This is a genomic window from Candidatus Woesearchaeota archaeon, assembly GCA_016187565.1.
Lineage (GTDB): Archaea > Nanobdellota > Nanobdellia > Woesearchaeales > JACPJR01 > JACPJR01.
In genome coordinates this window covers 1-22,057 of the sequence record JACPJR010000016.1, presented here as the reverse complement: position 1 = coordinate 22,057, position 22,057 = coordinate 1, and the positions used below count along the sequence as shown (strand labels likewise).

The following is a 22,057-nucleotide window of genomic DNA, read 5'->3' as shown; positions in this document are numbered from 1 at the left end:
GACTGATTCCTGAAGACTGAAATGGCACAAGAAAAATATTTCCGGAATATGAATGCTGAGCTGTTAATTGGTGCTTTGAAGAGTAAAGATAAGAAGGTGAGGTATAAAGTGCTAGATAATATTATGAAATTATCACGGTCAAACAAAACCACCCACAAACAAGAATTTCTTAATTTGGTTTTATTGAAATCTGATTCAAATGATTGGGAAGAGCGATACGTTGCAATGTATGCTGTTTCAAGGTTTTACAGAAAAAACTGGGATTTTAAGGATTTCAGAAAACAATTTCTTAATGCATTAAGATTAATTGATGATAACGATGGGAGGGTTAGGATTGCAGCAAGAAATGCCCTTGAACATTTTAGAACTAACTTTCTTCTTTTTACTTGGGGCGAATGGGATACCGACGAAAAAGAAATAGTAGATTTGTGGTCTGACTCATTGTTTTCATTATGGGAAAAAATACGCTCTTTAGAAGAAGGAAAAATGCAATTGCACTTTATAGAATGCATTAAGATTCTCTACCAGCACGATATGGATGCCTATTTGAATAAACAAGACTATAAGAAATACCAACAGATATGGGAGAAGGTAAATGAACTGGATAATCTGTATTATGAATATGGGCAATGAATGGGAAAAATGAAGCCAACAAAATTTAAAGAAACTGAAATAGGACTAATTCCTGAAGATTGGGAAGTTAAAGAGTTAAAAGAAACTGCTTCATATATTACTGAAAAGATTAGTCTTGTTGACATAAATCTGAATAATTTTATTTCAACCGAAAATATGCTGCCTGAAAAAGGCGGGATTACTGTGGCTTCTTCATTACCCAAAGTTGGGAAGGTAACTCAATTCAGAGAAGGAGATATTTTATTCTCAAATATTAGGACATATTTTAAGAAATTTTGGTTGGCAGAATTTTCCGGTGGTTGCTCTAATGATGTATTGGTTATAAGGAAAAAATCAAGCATAAACAACAAATATCTTTACTACTATTTATCTCAAGATAACTTTTTTGAATTTACTGTTTTGACTTCTAAGGGAACCAAAATGCCACGTGGAGATAAAAATTCGATTATGAGCTATGAAATCAATATCCCCTCTTTTCCTGAACAAATTGCCATCGCTAAAATCCTCTCAGACTTAGATTCAAAAATTGAACTCAACCAGCAAATGAACAAAACTTTGGAAGCAATAGGAAAGGCAATTTTCAAAAGATGGTTTGTTGATTTTGAATTTCCAAGCGAGGAAGGCAAACCATACAAAAGCTCTGGTGGAGAGATGGTTCATAATGAAGAATTGGATAAAGAGATTCCGAAAGGTTGGAATGTCGGTAAATTAGGAGAATTAGGAAAAATCCAGCCGGGTTTTGCTTTTAAGAGTAAGGATTTTTTAGATGATGGAATTGGTTTAGCAAAGATTAAGAATATTCAACCCCCCCTTATGGATTTTAATTTTGAAAGTTATATTTCAGAAGAATTATACAATAAAACAAATAATAGATTTTATCTTTTTTCCGGAGATGTTTTAATTGCAATGACGGGAGCAAAGATTGGGAAAATAGGGATAATTCCTAAAACGGAAGATAAAATTTTATTGAATCAACGAGTAGGAAAAGTTGAATCTAATAATAAATATCTTATGTATCTTATACTAAATACTAATGAAATCCAGGGATTAATAAGTGGTGGCTCTTCTGCGAGTAGTGCTCAAGGCAACATAAGCAATTCAGATATTGAAAATTTTATCTACCTCATTCCTAATGAAATATTTTTGCAAAAGATAAACAAGATGATGAATTATCTTTTTGTTAAAATGATTGATAATTTAGGGGAAATTCAGAATTTATCACAAATCCGAGACTCTCTTCTCCCAAGACTAATGTCTGGAAAGATAAGAGTTCCAATTGAGGTTAGAGCATGAGCAATTCAGATTATTTATGTCAACTTTTTTATGTTGATATTAAATTTAGTGAGTTCACAAATTCATCAGATTTTAATCCGAAAAACATCAAACAGAAATTAGAAGAATTTACGGAAGAATCAAAGAATTTAACTGTACAAGCTATAGAGGAAAAAGTTAAAAAAATTAATGAACGAAACATATTCTGGCTTAACAGACTGAAAGATAAAAAATTCTGCAAAAAATCAGTGAAGTTAGACAGTTTGATCATTGAAAAGAATCACGATAATTTGGATGGAATTTCTGGTTCTTCAGGTAAAAAGATTTCAGATTTCTTTAATGAAAACAAAGATAATGAAAAAGTTAAAAAACGTGTGAAATTTGTATTAGCTAATTTTGATATTATTAATGAATACTTGCCAATAATTGTAAAAAAAGCAGACAATAATTTTGAGATCATGTCTGGCAATCATAGAACTATGGTGTTTGCAGAAAAGAGATGTGATCAAATATCTGTTTTGGAGATAATAGAGATTGATAATCAAAAAGAAAAGATAATCGAGGCATTAAAGAAATCAGGAATTCCCTTTGAAGTTCAAATAAGGGAGAAGCTGAAGGATTTGGGAATTAATACTTTCTCTTCAAGATATTTTGAGAAAAACCAGTATGGTGAAGTTTCTAAAGACATAGATCTTTTAGGAAATGTCAAGTTTAAAACCTTTGAAAATAAAGAAAAGAATCTGTTTCCCTGTTTACAACTCAGGGTTATCTCCGAAGTTAAAGATTGGAGTAATTCGTCGATATGTATATTTGAATTAGATGGAGAAGAACCAGAAAACTTGCCCTTTATGTTTCCAAATTTTTTATCGATTAGTTCTCACTTATTGGGCTATGGTGGAGGTTATATATTATTATCCGAATTTATCAAACAATTTGGTAGTGTAGTTGTGTCAAAATCAGTCGTTTATTTACAAGATAATAATGGTAAATTAGAACAAAAAGGAAATGAACCCTTGTTTAAGTCTTCAAATAATCTATTGAATGCATGCGAGTATCAACATAAAAAATCAATATCTTGGATAACCGATGAAAAAAGCTTCAAGTTTAACGGACTTTTCCCGGTTATAATTACAAGAGCAAACATATACAAAGCAAATATTGACAATGAATTAAGTCTTGATGAGATAAAATCCTTCTTTTATTTAGTTGCGTGTGAAGACTTAGATAAGCTTCCAATCACAGCAAAAGAGAGATATTATTTACCTATCCTTGTTCTTAATGAAGAAAGTTTAAAAGATACAGTTGATTTAATAAAAAAAATTAGTGATGCATTGTATAATAATATTGAGAAGTATATCACAGAAAGACCAGAGATATTTACTCAAGAATACCAAGAATACCTAAAGTTAACAAAAGGATTAAACCATGAAAAAACTAATAACTGAAGAACACGTTGAAGAGAATGTTTTGGGTATTCTCAAGAATCTTGATTATGATATAATCAGAGGAAGCAATGAGGAATATCTGCCTGGCGGAAGCTCTGCTTTAAGAGCAGACTACAAAGATGTTGTTCTTGTTAATAAATTGCGATATGCTTTAAGGAAAATTAACCCATCAATCCCAGAAGAAGCAAGAGAGCAGGCAATAAAGCAAATTCTGAGAAGTGAAAGCCAGAAACTCATTGCCGATAATGAAAGTTTCCATAAGCTGCTTGTTGATGGGGTGAGTATTCCAATCTCAAAAGGCGGAGAAGAAAGGCACATTATAGTTAAATTATTCGACTTTGATAACCTCGAAAATAATGAATTTTCAGCAGTTAATCAGTTTACAATTATTGAAAATAATGTTGAAAGAAGACCTGATGTTATTGTGTTCATAAATGGCTTGCCGTTAGTAGTTTTGGAATTAAAGAATCTGGCAGATGAAAAAGCGGATATTTGGACAGCTTACGACCAATTCCAAACTTATATGCAACAGCTACCGTCTTTATTCAGATTTAATGAAATCTTAATCATCAGTGATGGAATCGAAGCACGAGCAGGAACAATCACCTCTGAAAGAGAGAGGTTTATGCAATGGAAAACCATCAACGGAGAAAAGCCAAAGAAAGGATTTACCGAGATAGAAATCCTACTCAGAGGAATGTGTGATAAAAAGAGAATATTGGATATTATCAGGAACTTCATTGTTTTTGAAAAAGATAAAGAGACAAAAAAGAAAGTAGCTGCTTATCATCAATATTGGGCTGTGATTAAAGCAATAGAATCAACAAGAAGAGCCAGTGCAAAATCAATCATGCAAGTAAGAGAAGCTCCAGAATCTTATGGGCTTTCATCTGTTAAAGAACAGCCAAAAGGCGATAAAAAAGCAGGAGTGGTCTGGCATACGCAAGGCTCTGGCAAGTCTTTAACGATGGTTTTCTACTCTGGAAAATTAGTCAGAGAATTTGACAATCCTACAATCATAGTCTTAACTGATAGAAACGATTTAGACGACCAGCTATTTGGAACTTTTGGAAAATGCCAAGAGATTCTAAGGCAGAAGCCGACACAAGCAAATGACAGAAAAGAAATTCAGAAACTTCTCAAAGTATCTTCTGGCGGTGTTGTTTTCACAACAATACAAAAATTCTTTCCAGAAGAAGACAGAGAAAAATATCCTATTCTCTCAGAAAGAGATAACATAATTGTTATTGCCGATGAAGCCCATAGAAGCCAGTATGGTTTTTCTGCTAAAATATTAGACAAGAAAGAAAAAGCATTAATCACTTATGGATATGCTAAGTATTTGAGAGATGCCCTGCCAAATGCCTCGTTTATTGGATTTACTGGAACTCCTATTGAGAAATCAGATAGAAGCACCCCAGCAGTATTCGGGAAATATGTTGATGTCTATGATATTGAGCAGGCAGTTGAAGATGGAGCTACGGTTAGAATTTTTTATGAAAGTAGATTAGCAAAACTTGAACTAAAGCCCGAAGAAAGACCGAAAATAGATGAAGAGTTTGAGGAAGCCACAGAAGGGGAAGAAATTGAAGGCAAAGACAAACTAAAAAGCAAATGGGCGCAATTGGAAAAGGTTGCAGGCTCTCCCAGAAGAATAAGCAGAATCGCCAAAGATATAGTAAAGCATTTTGAGGAAAGAATATCTGTTTTAGAAGGAAAAGGAATTATTGTTGGTATGAGCAGAAGAATTTGTGTTGATTTATACAACGAAATAATAAAAGTAAAACCAGAATGGCATAATGAAGATGATGACAAAGGCTTTATAAAAATCGTTATGACTGGTTCAGCTTCTGATCCTAAAGAATGGCAACAGCATATAAGAAATAGAAAGAGAAGAAAGCAGATAGGAGATAATCTAAAAAATGATAAGCATGAATTAAAATTAATAGTTGTAAGAGATATGTTTCTGACTGGCTTTGATGCTCCCTCTCTTCATACTATGTATTTAGACAAGCCCATAAAAGGACATACATTAATGCAGGCAATTGCCAGAGTAAACAGAGTTTATCCGGGAAAAGAAGGCGGTTTAATCGTTGATTATATGGGTGTTGGTGCTGAACTTAAAAAAGCTTTAATGAATTATACCGAAAGTGGTGGAAAAGGAAAACCGACTTTTGACCAAGAGCAAGCAGTTAAGCTCATGATGGAAAAGTATGAAGTTGTAAAAGATATGTTTTATGGCTTCAATTATAAAAAATTCTTCCAGCATAGACCAGAAGAGAGAATCTCTTTTGTTCCGTCTGCAATGGAGCATATTCTCAAAGAGAAAGACAAAAAGGAGAGATTTGCCAGAGAAGTAACTGCGCTTCTAAAAGCATTTTCTTTAGCTGTTCCACATGATCAGGCGATGAAAATAAAAGATGAAGTGGGACTTTTCCAAGCAATAAAATCTGCCATTACTAAAACAACAGAAACAAAGAGAGAATTACAGGATAAATTTGATTCTGCAATTAAGCAGATTTTGTCAAAAGCGGTAATCTCCGATAGAATTATAGATATTTTTGAAGCAGCAGGAATTCAAAAACCAGAACTCTCCATTTTATCTGAGGGTTTCTTGGCAGAAGTCAAGGAAATGCCTCAGAAGAATCTTGCATTTGAAGCATTAAAGAAACTGCTCAATGATGAAATAAGAATCATTTCAAAGAAAAATATGGTTCAAGCTAAATCATTCATGGACTTGCTCGATAAAACCATCAAGAAATATACAAATAAGAGTATAGAAGCTGCCCAAGTTATTGAAGAGTTGATTGAATTAGCAAGAAAAGTAAGAGATGAGAAAGGCAGAGGTAAAGAGCTTAATATGAGTGATGATGAGGTTGCATTTTATGATGCTCTTGAAGTTAATGATAGTGCTGTTAAAATTTTAGGTGATGATGCTCTCAGAAAAATTGCATTAGAATTAACTGAAATGATTAGAAATAGTGTAACAATAGATTGGACTCAAAGGGAAAGTGTACAAGCAGGAATGCGTTTGAAAGTCAAGAAGATTTTAAGAAAATATGGTTATCCTCCTGATAAAGAGAAGAATGCAATTGAAACAGTTTTGAAGCAAGCAGAATTAATTGCTAAGGGTTGGGTAAGTAAATGAGTTTTTCCCTCTAGAAAGAAAGAATGGACTCGGATCTTATAAAATGGACATAAAAAGCCTTTACGAATTATTTAGTCAAGATACAACTGAGTTGATTAATAGTAGCCTATCAAATACTTCTGAATACTCTATGAATTATATTTCTGACAAATGGCCCAGTGGCAGAAAGCAATATATAGTAACAAGTGATAAAAGGAATTACCAATCTTAGGCGTAAGCAGGAGATTTCTGGCGGAAAACTCCCTATCAAAGAAACATTTATATACATATGATAACACGATAACTTCAGTATGAATATAACTCTTAAGCATTCTGCGGTTGCAGGAATAATAACTCTTTTAACCGTAGTACCTGCAATTATTTTTGAGGTTTTAAAAAGCCTTAATAAATTAACAGGAAATTTAGTAACTTATTATGTAATTATATTATTAATATCCTTTTTTTCATATTTAATTTTCATTTATGGGTATGTGTTACTTGGGATTTATTCAAAAAATTCGTTATTAAAAATCATTTCTATTATTTCTTTAATATTTGCTTTTATTTTAAATGGATTTTATATTGTGTCTGTATACCGCCCTGAGTTATTTGGATTATTTTTTTCTATTCTTGTTCTGTTATTATTTGGAATCCTAGAAATAATATTTGGTATTAGTGTTCTTAAATTAAAAGGATTATTTGGCGGTCTTGCAAAAGGAGCTGGCATATTATTGATAATCGTTGGGATCTCTTTTCTGACGGTAATATTATCAATACTAGGAATTATATTACTTATTCCAGCTTATATTCTAGGAATTATGATTTTGTTCAAAGCGAGTAAAAAGTTCTAAACCCAAGGCTTTTATTTTTACGTGTTCATGAGAACGAACGAGTCGAGGGTAAAACGAATACAGATGGGCTCTCCACAGACGAATGCTTCTTCCACCATACAGATTCAACGAAGTAGATATAATAAAAAGGGCTCAAATTGAGCCCATAACTTTCTCGACATAACTTAACGGTTTGATGTCAGTGATGGTTGTCTTGTGAACCATCCATTTCTTATCTTCGCTGAGTTGCAAAGACGTTTCTACGATTGGCTGCTTGTTTAGCTGCTCAATCTTTACTGGTCTTAATTGCTGCTGTACTTCTTGGTTTTCCATGGTTTTTTCCTCCTCACTTCTCTTGTAATAAAGAGCTCTTTATGGGGTACAGCCAAAATGGCTGAAACCCTCAAATTCCTTGTCCGTACGGCTTCTTTGAGCAAATTGGCTGCGGACATTTTTGGCATATTTTGGCGAGATAATTTCCTATAGATCGTTTATCTATGGTTTTGCCAAACTGCTTATATTTTTGTACAATGTTCTTATCAGTCACCACAAAGAACCAATCAGCATAATGTTCATTGTTGTATGCAGCCTTCTCCAAAACCTTTTGTTTATCCTTTTCCAGCTGTTTGCCTGTTTCAACTTCAATCCCGATTTGCCTGTCATCAATGGTAAACACAATGTCTGGTTTGATGGTTTCATAGAGCCAGACCTTATCGGTAAACTGTCTGATAAAAGTGTAAATATCCATAGTCAGGAAATAATGGTTTATCCCTTCATTGAATCTTGGCTTCAAAAGAAATCTTTCCTTTTTCCGAGAAGTAATGCTGTACTGCTGGACATCCTTGTAGCCCTTTGCTATCAAATACTTGATCTCGGGTAAGGTCAGTTTGTTGTGACTGTAAATGCCTTTTTCGTCATCGACGGTTATGGTGACATCATTCCTGTTTTCAGTGATTATTCCTTGATCCTTTTGTAACCGTTCATCGGCATTGGTTGTTATCAACTCATGTTCCATGGGCGATGCTAGGATTCTGAGTTCAGAATGGTCATTTTCCATGATCAGAATTCCTTGACCGACTGATGCGCTTAGCAAGTAATTAACTTCTGCCTTACTGAGATCAAAGGTCTGTTCCATATCTTTCATGACTGACGGTTTTTGACGCATTAAGATGGTATAGGCAGAATTAGCGAGCACACTTTTACCTGCTTTACTGGTCAGGAGTCCTTCAACTTCCTGATTGATTAATAATAACCCCAGATTAAATTTTCGACATGTTTTAACAATTTCGAAGATATAAGAAGCCTCTTCGCTTCTTTCCAACAATGCCCATGCTTCATCCACCACCAGTAATTTACGATGAATATCTTTTCTCATTTTCATGTAGACATAATCAAGGACAAGGAACATAATAACTGGTTTGACCTGTTTTGGCATGGCACCGATATCAAAACATACCAGTGTATCATTACACTGCATATTGGTATCCTGATTGCAGAATGAGAATACGCCACTGACATACATTGCTAAACGGTTAACCAGACTTCGCAACGTTGTTTTTTCCATAACCGTTGCCAGCTTTTCCATCTGTTCAAGAACGATTAACAGATCGCTGAGTTTTGGCGGTTTATTGTTCCACGTGGCAGCATCATCGGTTATACCTTTTCGTGCATAGGTTTCGGTCAATGCTCGATCAATGAAACTTTTCTGCGGTTCAGTTAATTCTCCGAGCATGACCTGCATTAAATCCATTAAACTAAGACGCTTTTCAGCATAATCATGTCCCATGAGATCAAGCGGATTAATCATGGTTTGAGAAGTCCGGTGCAATGCAATAACTTCTCCATGAAACTTCCTGACGAGATCTTTATATTCGCTTTGTGGATCAATAATGATAACGTTAGTGCCATTCAAGAGATGTCGTGCAATAAACAATTTTGCCATGTAACTCTTGCCGCTGCCAGAGGTAGCTAAAATACAGCCATTTGGATTACTCAGTTTAAAGATGTCCCGAATGATGGGGATATTATTTTTATTTAATCCAAAGCCTACGCCCGTCGTATCGACCTGCAAAAACGGTGACGTAAAGGGAAAGAATGCGCTTAAGGCAGTTGACGTAATGTTACGCTGATATTTAAGTTTGTCAACGGCTAAAGGAGCAACGGATTTAAGACCGTCAATCATACGAAACAAGGGTACTTTTGGCTGAATCATTAAACTATTGAGTTCAGACTGAACTTTGCGTGTCAAGAGATTGAGTTGATAAGCAGTATCAGCCCGACAATTGATGTACAATGAGACCATAAACAATTTTTCCGATCCTTTTTGCAGGTTTTCGAGTGTTGTTCTGGTATCAGTATACTGGATTTCAAGTGATGGATTAATAACATTCTGTAATTGGGCAGCATACAGATCTGCCCGCTGTTTTTGTAATTCCTTGTTGAGCATGACCATGAGTTGTTCAATGGGAAATGGATTGATGTGCAATGCCAAATCAAAGTCACCAGCAGCCATGACAATCTTATCTAAGAATCCAGCTTCAACAAGGCGTGGATAGCCGACGGCAGCTACGATGCGATTGAGTTGTTCATTAACCTTAACTAAATCAATATTGTTTTCAATACGGTCAGGACAAAAGGTAATGGGATCTCCTCGATAGAACTTTGAAATAACCGATCCTATTTCGTTGTCTGTTAATCTCCTGGTTTTAAGTCCGAGGTCGTTTAATCGTGATTGGCATAAGGTTACTTGGATATCAAGATCTTCTTTTTGTGGAATGATGACATAAAAATTCCTGTTCAGGATTTTATCGTTTTCTATAGTCGTCAACAGATGTTTTTTGTATTCCAGAAACTGTTCCTTATACGTTGCAGGCACTCGTTTCTCGAGTGATGTCAGGTAATCTTCAAGTCGTATGGGAACCGTATCCATGAGAATCTGAATCGGAAAATCAAGTGCATTCAGGAATTTCTTAAACTGCTGGATAATCATTTCTTGTTCTTCCTGCGTTCGTATGGCAAAATTCAGTGGTTCTACTTTCAGAAATGCTAATTTCTTTTCTTTTGTCGTAAGTACTTGTGCTTTTATCTGTTTGACTTCCAGAAAATGAATCATTCGTTCGCTGTTGGTATCGACTTTTCGTAACTTAAGATATTCGTACCAGTTCTTGAGCCAGTGTTTCAAATCAAAAAACATAAAACAAATGCCGAGAATCATAACAATGGTACTTACCATCCATCGCAGGAATTCTGGCCACGCTGTTTTAAACAGGATGATGACGACAAGGGGCAGAAAGATTCCTGCATAGACTAATTGTTCAAAGGTAAGATCAAAGATGATCTTTTCCTGGTACGCTAATTGCGATGGTATTTCATATGACATGTTAACTCAGTCGTACTAAACGACTTGCAACCACTTTCAAACTGGTATTCATGCCACTCAACTCATTGATTTTACCGATACTGATCATCATGAGAAAAACCACGAGTATATTGACGAGCAAAAAAGCACAAATCATGACCAATATTTTGATATGTTCAAAAAAGGGTACTTCGACGACTAATGAAGCTGCGAGTAAAATAATGGTCTGGAAAAAGGTCATAAAAATAAACGTTCCACAAAGATGCAGAATACCTTTGCCATATCCCTGTAATGGCGGGATAAACAGCAGAAAAAGACCGATAGGAAAAAAGATAACTCCTATGCCTACAAAGAGATAACGCATGACCAATACAAGTAACGTGATGAGTAATACGATGAGATAGATTAATCCAAACACGAGTTCAAGCGTGAAATTAATGAAACTGTCTGCGGTTAACAGAAAGAAATCATTTGGTATTAAGGTCATGATTCCTGCCGTGAGTGCTGCACCTACTTCAATGACCAACTCATAAAGGAAAAAAGATGCCTGGACAAGTACCATCATGATAATGATGTTTTTGAGCCATGATTTTGCATTCTCTCGCATAATTACATCATGACCTGAAAACATGAATCGAAACCCGCTGTACGTTAACAGGAGCCCATAAAAGAGTGATAGGATATAAATCACAATAGCCCAGAAATAACCAAACAAGTAAATATCAACAGGTTCAGTCAGCAACGATCGGATAAGATCAAGCAACCATTGCAGTGGTGCATTGATGAGCGAGAGAATGTACTCAAAGAATTTCTCAGGCAGACAAGCACCTAAATTAGCCAAGCCACAATCAGCCAAAGAAACCACCCCAATATTTACGAAGTACGAGGAAAAGAACATAGTGCAGTGCTGAAAAGACTGATACATCAGCAACCAGTTCCCAATTTTCTGGGTTGGTAATGGCAATGATGGTTGCTGTTTTCAGGTAACCGTGTTGTGCAGTAATCCTCGTTGCTAATGGATTTGCACGAAATACCGTAGCGTTTTCAGCTTCTACTGTAATGTTTCCATAGGATACGGTCATCGGTGTGTTTGCGGGCAGTAGGGTAACATAGATTGATTCGTTGATCGCATACTGAAACTTATTGGTGTCTATGCCTATGGTTATTTGTGAGAAGTTAAGCAGACAGGACGCATTTTTGGTCAAAAAATGTGTACTATAGGTTATCTGACAATCAGGATCTCGGGCAAAGATCAGAACATCCTGAGAGGTATAAACATTTCTTACCTGAGTTTCGTTGATAGGATCTGCAACAAGTTGCAACACATAATAGGGTTTAGAATCATAATCCAACGAATAGAACTGTTTATAGCTAGCATAGGATGCATTGCCTGATTCGATGTGGATGTTGCTGTTCCTGTTGTTGAAGATACCGATATTGGTATCACGGTACTGGTTGATTAACGTAAATTCTGTAATTTCAGGATCATCATCATAAACAACAACTAGTGAATCGTTGAGGACGATACTATCTACCAGATCTTCATGTGTATTATGCCGACATTGCCAGCATTCTTCAACACATTCGTAATTAAGTTCTCGACAACATTCCAATTTCCACTGATAATGGTCAACCGATATCTGTGTGGTAATGGTATAGTTCGCATACAGCGTGGTGTTCTTGGAAAAATTTGTAGTAACGGATCGGTTATTACCCAGTTCTTTTTGACCATCGCTCACGGAAAATACTGATGAGTTTTTTTGTAGTCTGTATGAACGTTGACAGTCACCATTGTTCGTTTCAGGATATGCTCGAGCCTGATAGTTTTCCGGGACGATCACCTCATAACCATATCCTGCCATGATAGTAGCAGAAGATCGGATGTGGGGGTTGTCTTCAATGCGCATAGAAGGCATTATGGTTAGCAATGTCATCCAAGCGTTTGCAATGAACGTGCTATTAGCTACCATCACGTTCTCAGGTGGTTCAGTGATATCTAACCCGGTATTCCAGTTCTGAATAAAAGTATGATTGGCCACATAATAATCCGTATATAACAAATTAACAACGGCAAGTTCTTTTTCATCATCAGTCAGATTACTCGCTAAGATTGCATTGCAATCGGTTTGATCTAGAAACCATGAACAATCGACTGCAATACCCTGGATACTGAACAGTACTATAGTTACAAGGTATATCCATGGTTTCATCATGCGATTATATATTCAACGATCAGGGGAGCTCCCCAGATAATGACTAATCCGATAACGACATACATTGCCATATGCTTTGCATCATCTCGCTGCCGCGGATCATTGCCATGCATCATAAATTTCACTCCTGCAAACAGTAAGACCACGACCGCAATGACCGTTGCACTATACTTCACAAAATCGTAGATTTTCATTACCGGAACTAATATCTCATCGAATGTTGCTTTATCCTCATCGCTGATGGTGTCATTAAACCCATAAGCGAAAACAGATGGCATGAGTACAAGTAATGCCAATACAACTATCTGCCATTTCATGATACTTCACCCCGCTATGTCTAAAGAAGTTACGCTAGGGGTTTATTAAGATTGTACGACTCTTGTGCACACAGGAGAACTGGCTTTAACTATAATTTGTCCTTTTTCGTTCCTTTTTCTGGCAAAGTCCTCAGGTTTAAATCTACCAGGATACGCATTGTTAATAACTCCATAGATAGAACGACGACAAGCGGAGAGTACCCCCGTTAACCGCTGGTCATAGAACGTGTATGTTGTTATGGTTGTGGGTATTTGATCTAGAGGGATCTTTAATTTTTCTTCAATCAGCCATCGTGTTGCTTCCCCTGCATGACGTTTTCCTTGTTCTCCTTGCCAATAGCCTCTTTTGATGACTTTAAAATCCCACGGCTTAAAAAGACCAGGGTAGGCATTCTCTATAACTGCGGCAGGAGAATTACCACAAACAGAAAGTGCCCCATTTAACCGGTGTTTTTTGAAATGGTATACGGTTATGGTTGTGGGTATTTGATCTAGAGGGATCTTTAATTTCTCTTCAATCAGCCATTTTGTTGCTTCGCGTATATGACGTTTCCCTTGTTCTCCCTGCCAATAGCTTCTTTTGATGACTTTAAAATCCCATGGCTTAAAAAGACCAGGGTACGTGTCATTAACAAGCTCCCATTGTGACTGATACGGGGTGGTGCGGCCTAACAACCCGCTTAAACCGTGTGCAGTGAGTGTTTTAATATTGATGTGTAACGGAACTTCATGAAGGGGGATCTTTAACCTCTTTTCAACGAACCAACGGAGAGCTGCTTTGGCATGCTCTCGACCTTCTTTTCCTCGCCAAAATCCTCGCGTAGTCACTTCGAATTCCCATGGCTTAAATCGTCCTGGATAGGCATTATCCAAAAGGGTATACAATGACTGAAAACAAGTTAAATATATGCTAAGTAACTTATATTCTCGAAGCAAATCGTAAGTAAGCCGCAAAGGAATTTGTTCTCTTTTTTTTAATCGTAATTTCTCTTCAATCAAATATCGAATCAATATTCTGGCATGGCGTTTCCCATCAAACTTCCAAAAGGATACAGGGAATCTTTTCCGATAGCCAGCCAAAACCTTTTCATAGATTTTAATCACTTCGTACCGAGAGTACTTCTTTATTGTTTGGTTATGAAACTCACAAACAGCGAGACGTTGCTTGTTTTTACCTGTGCTTTTCCTTCCACAGCATACACATTGTTGTTTTTCTTTTGGGAAATTAAAGGGTCTGGTCATTGGTCAACACCTTTTTTTTCTTTTGCCTTAGGTACTTAACACCACTGAACACAATGAGTAAGGCCGTAAACCCAAGGAGCATCAAGAGATCCCCCTCAGGTATGATAAATCTCCATGGCTCTGGTCGAGGTTCACTCGTATTACTCGGCACAACCAATGGACGCTCAATTTCTGGTTCTTTCGGTGGAACGTCGTGCACCGGTGGCAGTACCTCGATAACAGGCGCTGGTTCCTCTTCCTCTGGTGGTATGACGATGGGCTCTGGTTTCTTACCGGCAATCGCAAAGTAGCTGAAGCCTGGTGTTTCAGCGGTATAGGTAACCACCAAAGAATTCTCATCCTTCTTGCTGGTGGGCAGAGCTACCCAATCACTGGTATAACGATAGACAACAACATCAGCAGCAGCTAACTGGTTAGCATCCAGCCATGCCTTCTCAACAGCAACCTGAAAGCTAAGATCTTTCAACGAACTGCTGTCCATGTTCTTGGTCTGCACCTGTAGATAATAATACAACAAGCCTGAAACACTTTCATACAACCCTACCGGCCTATTGGCATACGTGGTTATGCTGATCTCTGGGTGTTCCATTGCCTTTTTAGTGGTGAACGACAACTCTTTAATTGCAATAGTGTTATCATAGATCCTCCAGGTTATTTCAGCATTTGGATCGAGTTTATCCCACGCTCTCGAAACCTTTGGTTCGGTTTGCACGATCGTAACAACAGGTGCATTACCACCAACCTGCTCTCCCACCGGACATTCACCACAATCTACTGGACACGAAGAACAACTTTCTCCGGTGTCACAACGGACATCACCACAGTAACTCGCATTAGTCTGCGCACTGTTATTTATCCAGGTTGTATTAACATTGCCGTAATGATCCACGCTCAACAGGCTCAACATATAGACGCTGTTTGCTAATAAGTTAGACGCTGTGTACTGATGATCCGGTGCATACACAGCACTGACATAACTGCCATTAAGGTACACTAAACTGTGGTTATAATCACCATTCGCATTGCTCCAGTTCCATTGTAACCAGCTCGAATCTCGGTTGATAACCAGTAAGTTGCTAATGGTTCCCGGTGCAGTCGTATCGATGGCGGTTGCAACAGTATGGTTGATCCATGTGGTGTTGATGTTGCCGCTATGATCAACGGTTCGTGTGCTTAACATGTAGTTCGTGTTGTTCTGTAATCCAGTACCGGTGTAGTTGTGCATCGTGTAACTCACGTTTGCCACAAAGCTGCCATTTACGTAAAGCTCAACATGATTGTAGTCACTTTCATTCGGGTTAGTCCAGTTCCACGTAATGCTCGAATCAGTTACTGAAACATTCGTCAGATCAGTTATCGTACTTGGTGGTGTCGTATCTGGCTCGGCATTGGTACTAACCGTATTATTCACAAACGTCGTGTTGACATTCCCGGCATGATCCACGGTTCGGATGCTCACCGTGTAATTTGTCGTATTGGTTAAACCCGTAGCAACATAATTGTTCGTAGGAGAACTCACATTTGCCAGCCAGCTATTGTTCAGCCACACTTCAGTATGGTTAAAGTCGTCGTTTGTTGGATTGCTCCAGTTCCACTTAATCCAATTTAAACTCGCACTTTCGTTCGTCAGGTTGGTAATGCTTCCCGGTGAGGTCATGTCCACGGTAAAGGTTTTATTAACATCTCCCGTATCACTATTGGCTGCATCGCCATCCAACGATTCAGTATCATAAGCTTCACAGTTCCATCCGTACACGCCTTCACCAAGATTCGTCAGATTAAACGAGACTGACGATGCATTCCCACTGATGTTCTGCGTTTGGTTAATAGCAGCTACGCCACTCTGGTTCGTGTATAAAGAGATATTATAGAGATTGTTACTCGGATCAGTTGCACTACAGTTTAGGGTCATATTCCCGGTATTGCTCCATAGAGCTGGCGGAGTGTCAAGTGAAACCGTTGGGTTGCCATCAAGAACCGTTATACTTGCTGTCCCTTTCTGCACCTGTCCCACTGAGTCATTGGCGAAAATAAAGAGGTTGAGAGTAAAGGAGGAAGAACTAGGGTTTTTGTCATACAAAGACTCGTTTACTATCAGCGAATAATTATTGCCAGCCTGCAAGGTCAAGGTGCCTGCACGACTTTCAGGAGACAACTCTGGAAAGAGAAACAACTCGCTACTGCTTTTGTTGACATACGCTGTCTGAATACTATCACCTGCATCCGGATCACTTATCAATGCCCATAAAGAAAAATTCTGGTCGTCGTAAACTGATAGGTTGCTTACCGTTATATTGCTTATTGAGGGGTACGCGCCTATATCACTTGCTGCTGCACGATATTCGTCAAACAATAATGTACCCGTCGCATTATTCGTTGAACCTTTACTTACTCCCAATGTCCAGTAACGGATAGCTTCATTATTCACCGAAAGGCTAGAGGCATTACAAAACAAAGATGAATTAAGCCAACATTGTAATCTTCCTGTTTTGTTGTAGTGGAGTTCCACAGCAGACCACTGTCCTAGCGTTAGATTTTGAAGAACCTGATTCGGACATGCCGTTAATGTCCCGGTACCAGAACCAGCATAATACCCACATCCTAAACTCTCATTCTCGTCAAAATACAAAAATGCCTGAGAATCTGCATTGCTATCACCAAAATCAAGGAACTTCCACATATTGTTCCCTGTTCCTATGTTCAATGATTGTACATTTACATACACACGAGCATTCAACACGGATTCATACACAAAAGTCTTGAGCGAACTGTCATAAACAAACACATTGATTAAGGAGCTATTCTCCGAATTTGACTTGCTCACATTGCCATATTTCTTGTCAAGAAATGCAAAATTTACATCTTGAATAATGTTGAAACTCCCTGCGCCAGTCGAACAGATGGAACCACTCCATATTGAACTGGGAGGATCATTACAATAATTTGTAAAACTCGCTTCAAAATTATCATAGGTATAGCTAGTACCTACATATCCTGAGAAGGACGACACATTGAACAGAATCCCTCCCTCGACTTCCTGAAATGGAATACTGACATTCTGCCATTGAGAACAATTAAAGGCTTGGCTGTTCCAATAGAAATTTTCACATTTCAATAGCTTGGTTGTTGGTGCATAGGTTGGTAATCTTATTGTGGCACTCGTGAAGGTAGCATCACCGACATTAACAAAGACAATATCACTACTGAATCTTCCGTAGTGTCCGCTCTCTATGCTGGCAATCTTCGATGGGTCATTTAATCCATGAAAGGTAATAAAGCCCTGCTCTTCATTGAGCGAGGAAACAAAGCTCACGTTCAACTCGTATAAACCGTCTAAATTTTGTGAAATACTCTTTATCTCTATATTCGTACTGTGGACGTCGTTTTGTAAGGTCGTTTCAAGATTTGCTTGTAAAACATCAATAGATGGTTGGTCAACAACATGACCGGTAATCGTAGGATTCCACAGTGCCTTGTTATTATACTCGAAAAAATAGAGCATAGACAATATCATAACTATCAAAGAAAATATCAACCATTTTGTCCCCCCTCTTCTCCCTAACCGTCGGTGTTCTATAATCATCTTCCCCTTTTGTTACTTTCTATTCCCCAATGACAGAACTATATTAACCTTTCGATTTAGCATTGAAGAAAATACGGAACAGGAAAAAACCGACAGATTTATATACTAATTCGTCTTAAGACAGTAGTAAATATCGCTGAGGGGTGGAAGAATGAAAAAACTATGGCTATTAATGCTAGTTCTCTTAGTGAGTGTGGTTAATGTTTATGGTGTCGAAGTCACCGGTTGTCGAACCATCTACGACAATAGTGTTCTTATAGGAAATATTACTGCTGATAGATCACCGTGTATAACTATCGGTGCTAATGATATTACCTTAGATTGTCAGGGATATACAATTAATGGAAATGGATATTTGGATGGAATTTACGCAAATAGCAAATCAGGGATTAGTATTAAGAATTGTGCTATTAGGAATTTTGGCTACAGTAACCTCTTCTTAGAAGGTGTTAATAATAGCATTGTTGAAGGCAACACCTTACAAAACGTCTTTGAATTGATAGCTGGCTCAGCCAACAATTTGGTAAGAAACAATGTATTCAATGCAGAAGTAGGCTTAAATGGACCTTCGAACACCTTTGAGGGGAATAGGTTTACGGTAAGTACTGAAACGATTGGGCTCAACGTTCATTCTGATTCAAATACCGTCAGAAATAATGTCTTTGTAGGAAACGCTGGTGGTCTCGGCATGGCCATTTCTAATACTGACCAATCGCTCTACAACAGATATATTAACAATACGTTTACGGGTTTCTGGACAGCCATCGAACTCGGTGGATATGTGGGGGGATCAGAATATAACGAAGTAACGAATAATACCTTTGAGGATAATTTCCTTGCAGTGATTATTACCCGAGGAGATTTAAACAGCATTACGGGCAACTCTGTTAATTCAAGTTCTCGAACTGTTGGTGATGAAGTTCTTGAAGGATGGGGTCTCTATATGGATAATTCACAAAACAATGTGATGTGGGGCAACACCATCCATAACCAGAACAATGGGCTTGATATTAATTATAATTTATACTGTTACCAGGGTATCCAGAACACTTGGGATTTCAACATTACGCCTACGTGCGAGGGAGATTGCATCAAGCCAGATTGCAGTGAAGTCCTTGACAACCAAGGAGGGTGGTTTAATGGCGGTGCTGCTTTACTGAATGGCATGGGATATGGGCCATTAGCAGAAGTTACTGGTATTGTTCCGAGTGATGACATGGTCATTACCGCAGGCTGGCAGAGCATTAATTACCCTGATGCGATTGATGGCAATACATGGTACCATACGGCAAGTGGCAGTAGTAGTTATGTCTATTGGGAAGTCCACAGTTTACTCAGCCGGTATGATGTCTATGCTTGGAAATTCGATCATCCATGGAGCCCACAGATGAGTACGGCAGCAAAGTACATGATCAAACACAAGTACGGTCTAACAACCAAATATGTTGATCAGAGCACGCCAGGAGATCAATGGATTTACTTAGGAAGATATACCTTTGATGATTCAGAATTACAAGGAGTAGCGATCTTCCCCAGTACGGGTGGTATTGTTGCAGCTGACGCAGTGAAGATTATCAGCGTGTCTTAGGTTTATTTTTTCTTTTTGTTTCTTTAATTTCTTCTTCGAAAATCCTTCTTACCCCAACTAAGTAACAAAAAATAGAAAGGTTTTTATAGATTCTTCACATTAATCAACTATTTGTGAAGCCTATACAAACAAATAAAGGCAGCGAACGTTCTTTTTCTCAGCGATGTGTATGCAATAAAAAAGGTATTGAGCTCTCGGTAACTTATCTTGTGTTGCTGATTCTGATGATAGCCATTCTAGGATTTGCCTTTGTTGCTGTAAGTAAGATGCTTGGGAGTAGTAAGGAAAGCGTTGAGGCAATCCAGGCACGAATGGAACGACAGACCGAACAACTATTGACGGATACGAATCGAGTTTCCGTACCTATTGATACACAAGAGGTTGCACCAGGAGAACTCGCTCTTTTCAGTGTTGGTGTGATGAATGTGCTGAGCAGTATGGATATGTTTGAATTGAACCTCGAGTTTAAAGAAGCTACACCGAAAATAGGACGCCGATCAATATAGCTCCAGACCAAGCCATGAGCTGGGTAAGTTCTGTGGAGCTCAATCAAGACGTAAAGATTAAGCAAATCGAGAAACATGTATTTCTCATCGGCGTGCAACCACCCGTAACAGCACAGAAAGGAAGCTATGTGTATAATGTCGAAATATGGTATGATAATAATAGAAATCAGATTGTAACGGATCCTGATTTACCCCCAAATCCTCGAGACGGTCATTATCCCAGATCACCTAAAAAGATCACCGTGGAGGTGAAATAAATGGACATGCAACAAGTGTATCAAAACATTATGAGTTCAGGACCATTGAGAACTATTTCCCGGGCATTGCCTTTTCTGGCACTCTCTTCTGGCTTTAATGCCCAACCAGCTCAGGCACTTGTGATCACTACGCAACCGGGATTTCCCATCAATACTGGCGAACCAATAGAATCCTCACCAACCCTATACCAACAACCGAACGGAGAGTCTCTCATTGCATTTGGCTCTTGGAATGGTGGTATGTATGTAGTTAATTCTAGAGGAGAGTTCGTTACTGAACCAAAATATGCGGGAGATAGGGTTGGAACATCTCCTGCTATAGGGAATATTGATCGTGCTGGTGAGGTAGAAATAACTGCAGGATCCGATGATACTAAAGTCTATGCCTTTTCACTGGATGGTGCAAATATGCCTGGTACACCGTATAATACCAAAGATTGGGTTATTGGATCACCTTCACTTCGAAATTTAGATGGAGATGGCCAATTGGAAAACATCTTCAACTCCTATGACGGTAAACTCTATATCAAAAAACACGATGGGACTGATTTACCTGGCTGGCCAGTAAATACTGGCGAAAACAATGTCTTAGCTACAACTCCTGCGACTGCAGATATCGATAACGATGGTCAAATGGAGATTGTTCTTGGATCAAATCCAAGTAAAACCATTTATGCGTTTAATCATGATGGAACCCCTCTTTGGCAGAGAATAACCGGAGGGTCAGTAGAATCATCACCCTCTATTGGAGATCTCGATGGCAATGGAAGTTTAGAAGTAATCATTGGTTCTAGCGATAGTTTACTCTATGTCCTTAATGGAAAAACCGGTGAGAATTATAGCCCAGCATGGCCAAAACCATTAGGAAGCTCAATGCGAGGTTCACCTGCTGCATTGGCAGATTTTGATAAGAATGGGACTTTAGAAATGGTAATTGCTTCCTATGATAATGGGCAACTCCATATTCTCAAGTTGGATGGGTCTTACTTAAATCCTGCATGGCCAAAACTTCTTGGCACACAAATTTCGAATTCACCTGCTATTGCTGATTTAAATAACGACGGAAGATTAGATATTGCTATTGGCTCAATAGATGGTTATGTCCATGCGTTTAATGACGATGGTTCGTATCTTTCACCAGAATTTCCCATCCCCACAGGGAGAGAGATTGGATCTTCCCCGGCAGTAGGAGATATTGATAATGATGGTCACACCGAACTGATGGTTGGATCATGGGATGGTAACTTTTATTGTTGGGATCTAGGATCAAACACATGGAATTCTGATTCTGCAATGCAGCCATGGCCAATGTTTATGCACGATCGGCATCACACCGGAGAGTATGGGTATGTTCCTAGCGATGATCCTATGGTTGGCATTCATGGAGGGAATGGACCTTCATTAGAAGGAAGACTGTATCTCAGTCAGAATGCTCCAAATCCCTTCAACCCAAGAACAACCATCCTCTTTGAAGTACCCTACGAGATGCGTGGCCGTGTTGGTGTGTATGACCTTTCAGGAAGAATCCTTCAAATACTTCAAGAGGGTGTTCTTTCACCTGGAAAGCATGCTGTCACCTGGAATGCACAAGGAGTTCCTTCAGGAGTGTATGTCTATAGCTTACAAACGCCAGAAGGTACAGCAACGAGGAAGATGATGGTAACGAAATAGTCTTACGTTAAACCT

General features: G+C 38.2%; 16 protein-coding genes. 9 read left to right on the top strand and 7 right to left on the bottom strand.

What is annotated here, in order from left to right; all coding sequences use genetic code 11:
- Positions 1–21: 21 nt before the first annotated feature.
- The 5 genes from HYW21_05555 to HYW21_05535 all read left to right on the top strand — a co-directional run bounded on the left by HYW21_05555 (position 22) and on the right by HYW21_05535 (position 7,328).
- Positions 22–633, top strand: coding sequence for a hypothetical protein (locus HYW21_05555; GenBank protein ID MBI2548789.1), 612 nt, complete (start codon positions 22–24; stop codon positions 631–633).
- A 9-nt stretch (positions 634–642) separates the two neighbouring features.
- Entirely contained in the window at positions 643–1,926 is a 1,284-nt protein-coding gene (locus HYW21_05550) for a restriction endonuclease subunit S (protein MBI2548788.1), read from the top strand.
- Positions 1,923–3,350, top strand: a complete 1,428-nt coding sequence (locus tag HYW21_05545) for a hypothetical protein (GenBank protein ID MBI2548787.1) — start codon at positions 1,923–1,925, stop codon at positions 3,348–3,350. The genes HYW21_05550 and HYW21_05545 overlap by 4 nt, the downstream gene beginning before the upstream one ends.
- On the top strand, positions 3,331–6,498 hold the full coding sequence (locus tag HYW21_05540; GenBank protein MBI2548786.1) for a type I restriction endonuclease subunit R: 3,168 nt from the start codon (positions 3,331–3,333) through the stop codon (positions 6,496–6,498). The genes HYW21_05545 and HYW21_05540 overlap by 20 nt, the downstream gene beginning before the upstream one ends.
- Positions 6,499–6,788: 290 nt before the next feature.
- Positions 6,789–7,328 (top strand): hypothetical protein, encoded by a 540-nt coding sequence (locus tag HYW21_05535; protein ID MBI2548785.1) that lies wholly within the window; start codon positions 6,789–6,791, stop codon positions 7,326–7,328.
- A gap of 132 nt (positions 7,329–7,460) precedes the next feature.
- Here HYW21_05535 and HYW21_05530 read toward each other — a convergent pair whose 3' ends face one another.
- The 7 genes from HYW21_05530 to HYW21_05500 all read right to left on the bottom strand — a co-directional run bounded on the left by HYW21_05530 (position 7,461) and on the right by HYW21_05500 (position 17,939).
- On the bottom strand, positions 7,461–7,640 hold the full coding sequence (locus HYW21_05530; GenBank protein MBI2548784.1) for a hypothetical protein: 180 nt from the start codon (positions 7,638–7,640) through the stop codon (positions 7,461–7,463).
- A 70-nt stretch (positions 7,641–7,710) separates the two neighbouring features.
- Positions 7,711–10,686 carry a DUF87 domain-containing protein gene (locus HYW21_05525; protein ID MBI2548783.1) on the bottom strand — a complete coding sequence of 992 codons (2,976 nt, stop codon included), beginning with the start codon at positions 10,684–10,686 and terminating at the stop codon, positions 7,711–7,713.
- A 1-nt stretch (position 10,687) separates the two neighbouring features.
- Positions 10,688–11,521 carry a hypothetical protein gene (locus tag HYW21_05520; protein ID MBI2548782.1) on the bottom strand — a complete coding sequence of 278 codons (834 nt, stop codon included), beginning with the start codon at positions 11,519–11,521 and terminating at the stop codon, positions 10,688–10,690.
- On the bottom strand, positions 11,514–12,875 hold the full coding sequence (locus tag HYW21_05515; protein ID MBI2548781.1) for a hypothetical protein: 1,362 nt from the start codon (positions 12,873–12,875) through the stop codon (positions 11,514–11,516). Before HYW21_05515 ends, HYW21_05520 begins: the two co-directional genes overlap by 8 nt.
- The gene (locus HYW21_05510) at positions 12,875–13,195 is read right to left on the bottom strand and encodes a TrbC/VirB2 family protein (protein ID MBI2548780.1); all 321 of its coding nucleotides are present in this window, start codon (positions 13,193–13,195) and stop codon (positions 12,875–12,877) included. Before HYW21_05510 ends, HYW21_05515 begins: the two co-directional genes overlap by 1 nt.
- 45 nt (positions 13,196–13,240) lie before the next feature.
- Positions 13,241–14,437 carry a DUF4046 domain-containing protein gene (locus HYW21_05505; GenBank protein ID MBI2548779.1) on the bottom strand — a complete coding sequence of 399 codons (1,197 nt, stop codon included), beginning with the start codon at positions 14,435–14,437 and terminating at the stop codon, positions 13,241–13,243.
- On the bottom strand, positions 14,421–17,939 hold the full coding sequence (locus HYW21_05500; protein ID MBI2548778.1) for a PGF-pre-PGF domain-containing protein: 3,519 nt from the start codon (positions 17,937–17,939) through the stop codon (positions 14,421–14,423). Before HYW21_05500 ends, HYW21_05505 begins: the two co-directional genes overlap by 17 nt.
- A gap of 232 nt (positions 17,940–18,171) precedes the next feature.
- Here HYW21_05500 and HYW21_05495 point away from each other — a divergent pair, with 232 nt between their 5' ends.
- The 4 genes from HYW21_05495 (at position 18,172) to HYW21_05480 (ending at position 22,042) form a co-directional block, all read left to right on the top strand.
- Entirely contained in the window at positions 18,172–19,608 is a 1,437-nt protein-coding gene (locus HYW21_05495; GenBank protein ID MBI2548777.1) for a right-handed parallel beta-helix repeat-containing protein, read from the top strand.
- 113 nt (positions 19,609–19,721) lie between these two features.
- Positions 19,722–20,114, top strand: coding sequence for a hypothetical protein (locus HYW21_05490; protein ID MBI2548776.1), 393 nt, complete (start codon positions 19,722–19,724; stop codon positions 20,112–20,114).
- A 32-nt stretch (positions 20,115–20,146) separates the two neighbouring features.
- The gene (locus tag HYW21_05485; GenBank protein MBI2548775.1) at positions 20,147–20,371 is read left to right on the top strand and encodes a hypothetical protein; all 225 of its coding nucleotides are present in this window, start codon (positions 20,147–20,149) and stop codon (positions 20,369–20,371) included.
- Positions 20,372–22,042, top strand: coding sequence for a T9SS type A sorting domain-containing protein (locus HYW21_05480; GenBank protein MBI2548774.1), 1,671 nt, complete (start codon positions 20,372–20,374; stop codon positions 22,040–22,042). It abuts the gene before it with no gap.
- The last annotated feature ends 15 nt before the right edge of the window (positions 22,043–22,057 follow it).

Coding starts and splice junctions, on each gene's coding strand:
- HYW21_05555 (MBI2548789.1), top strand. CDS start 22: ATGGCACAAGAAAAATATTTCCGGAATATGAATGCTGAGCTGTTAATT.
- HYW21_05550 (MBI2548788.1), top strand. CDS start 643: ATGAAGCCAACAAAATTTAAAGAAACTGAAATAGGACTAATTCCTGAA.
- HYW21_05495 (MBI2548777.1), top strand. CDS start 18,172: ATGAAAAAACTATGGCTATTAATGCTAGTTCTCTTAGTGAGTGTGGTT.
- HYW21_05505 (MBI2548779.1), bottom strand. CDS start 14,437: ATGACCAGACCCTTTAATTTCCCAAAAGAAAAACAACAATGTGTATGC.
- HYW21_05515 (MBI2548781.1), bottom strand. CDS start 12,875: ATGAAACCATGGATATACCTTGTAACTATAGTACTGTTCAGTATCCAG.
- HYW21_05540 (MBI2548786.1), top strand. CDS start 3,331: ATGAAAAAACTAATAACTGAAGAACACGTTGAAGAGAATGTTTTGGGT.
- HYW21_05500 (MBI2548778.1), bottom strand. CDS start 17,939: ATGCTCTATTTTTTCGAGTATAATAACAAGGCACTGTGGAATCCTACG.
- HYW21_05510 (MBI2548780.1), bottom strand. CDS start 13,195: ATGAAATGGCAGATAGTTGTATTGGCATTACTTGTACTCATGCCATCT.
- HYW21_05535 (MBI2548785.1), top strand. CDS start 6,789: ATGAATATAACTCTTAAGCATTCTGCGGTTGCAGGAATAATAACTCTT.
- HYW21_05480 (MBI2548774.1), top strand. CDS start 20,372: ATGGACATGCAACAAGTGTATCAAAACATTATGAGTTCAGGACCATTG.
- HYW21_05530 (MBI2548784.1), bottom strand. CDS start 7,640: ATGGAAAACCAAGAAGTACAGCAGCAATTAAGACCAGTAAAGATTGAG.
- HYW21_05545 (MBI2548787.1), top strand. CDS start 1,923: ATGAGCAATTCAGATTATTTATGTCAACTTTTTTATGTTGATATTAAA.
- HYW21_05525 (MBI2548783.1), bottom strand. CDS start 10,686: ATGTCATATGAAATACCATCGCAATTAGCGTACCAGGAAAAGATCATC.